Genomic DNA, 1,837 nt, shown 5'->3' with positions numbered 1-1,837 from the left:
ATTTGTAAAAGCCGATGAATTATAACGATATAAAGCAACCCCTTGAATTATCAATATCTTCAAGGGGTTTTGTTGTGTTGTGAAATCAAAAAGGGGCAACCAAGGGGCAGAATTAAAAAATAGTATCTAATTTATTGACCAGTTTATCCTCCATATCCTCAGTAGTATGAGAATAGATTTCCAAAGTCATCTTTGCATTTGAGTGTCCAACTCGATCCATTATTGATTTTATTGGAAGGCCAGACTCTGCTAAAAACGAAATATGAGAATGCCTAAAAATATGGCTAGATAAGTTTTTTTCTATTTTAGCCTGTTTTCCATATTTTTTTAATATCTGTATGAAGCAAGCTATTGTTGTAGGTTGATTCCATTTTTCAAAACAGAAAATATAATCATCGCTTGACAATGGCTGGAAACGTTCGCTAAGTCGTACTATTTGTCTTTGGATAGCTTCTATGACACTCTCTGATACTTTGATTGTCCGTATTGAATTTGTAGTCTTTGGTAGCGTCTTGATTTTGTTTACTGAATCAAAATTACCTGTGATCTCAATTTTGTTGTTTTCAAAGTCTATATTCTTCAGTTGTAAGGCAGTTAACTCACCATATCTCATACCAGTTAATGCCAGCACAAGAACCATATCAGCGTACTTTTGGTGATATTCTCGACGATTAAGGACATCGATAAGCGCTTTTATTTCTTGCATGGTGAGAAAGTTGTTACGCTTTTTTTCCAGTTCTTCTAAAGTCTTTGGTTTTTGAGGAATCGTAGTATAATCGACCTCGTTGTTTTCAATGTAAGAGTATTGAACAGCGTAATTAAAGATACCTCTGAGCCTATGCCGTACTTTTTTAGCTGTAATATATCCGTTGCTTTCAATAATTTTTTCAATAGCCTCTTGAAGAAAACGCCTGTCAAGATTAGCAAGTATGGTATCGGATGGTATGATTTCCTTCATCTTCTTATCAACTGATTTACAATTATGTTTTGTTGATTCCTTTACTGTTTGCGCCCATGATTTATAGAAAAGGTTATAGATTTCTTCAAATGTAATGCTTTCTACTTGTTTTGTGCTGAGTTTTTTATTTATCTTCTCTTGCAACAAGATAGCAGCTTGATTTCTTGCCTGGGGAGTTTTCTTCTCCATCGTGACTGAAACTTTTTTTAATTTCTCAGTATATGGATCTTTATATCGCTCAAAAAATTTGTATTTTCCGTTGGGAAGTTCTTCCATCCACATTGTATTTACCTCACTTTTTTGATAAAATGGGTATAGTAAAGAGGGCTTTTAATGCCTTTTACTATACTGGATATCCTCACACTCAGAGTCGCCAAACTTTGCGAGTGTGGGGATTTTTTTGAGTTGTTTCCAAAATGGAAACAGTTGGCAGCTCGTCAGATAATAAAATAAGGTGTACCTCTTAGAAGTACACCAGACGATTTTATCCTTGACGAACAAGGCTTTTTTACATTCTTAGTGTATTTCTTTTTTTAATTTCTGTCAAACGTCAACTTATTTTAACGACTTATGTTTACTAGAATATGAAAAGAAAAGTAGTCGTATCAAATACGGCTACCATCACGTTATGGATCTAAAATCCAAACCTAAACTTTATGGAGCTAAACTCCTGATAGCTGTATTGTAATATAATTTTCAAAAAATATCAATTTTGCACAATAGACCTATGGGATGAGGTTGCTATTGGCGAATATGGGGGTGTTTTTGTTTATTTCAAGTATTTATAACTCAAAAAAGGGAAGTAACAATTAAGCTACTTCCCTGGAGCGCAAAGGCTCAAAGTTTAAAAATATGAGGGCAAACCTCTAAGTAACCTAA

General features: G+C 34.0%; 1 protein-coding gene. It reads right to left on the bottom strand.

Annotation, left to right across the window (positions count from 1 at the left end; genetic code table 11):
- Nucleotides 1-112: 112 nt before the first annotated feature.
- Nucleotides 113-1,240, bottom strand: a complete 1,128-nt coding sequence (locus tag HT736_RS11410) for a site-specific integrase (RefSeq protein WP_000266843.1) — start codon at nt 1,238-1,240, stop codon at nt 113-115.
- Nucleotides 1,241-1,837 lie beyond the last annotated feature (597 nt).

The sequence above is a fragment of the Streptococcus sp. 339 genome (assembly GCF_013277285.1).
GTDB classification, from domain to species: domain Bacteria; phylum Bacillota; class Bacilli; order Lactobacillales; family Streptococcaceae; genus Streptococcus; species Streptococcus pseudopneumoniae.
Note: the sequence above shows the minus strand (reverse complement) of the source record. Positions and strands in the feature narration are given on the sequence as shown.

What these genes read in the sequence shown, in the direction of transcription:
- HT736_RS11410 (WP_000266843.1), bottom strand. Translation starts at nt 1,240, where the DNA reads ATGTGGATGGAAGAACTTCCCAACGGAAAATACAAATTTTTTGAGCGA.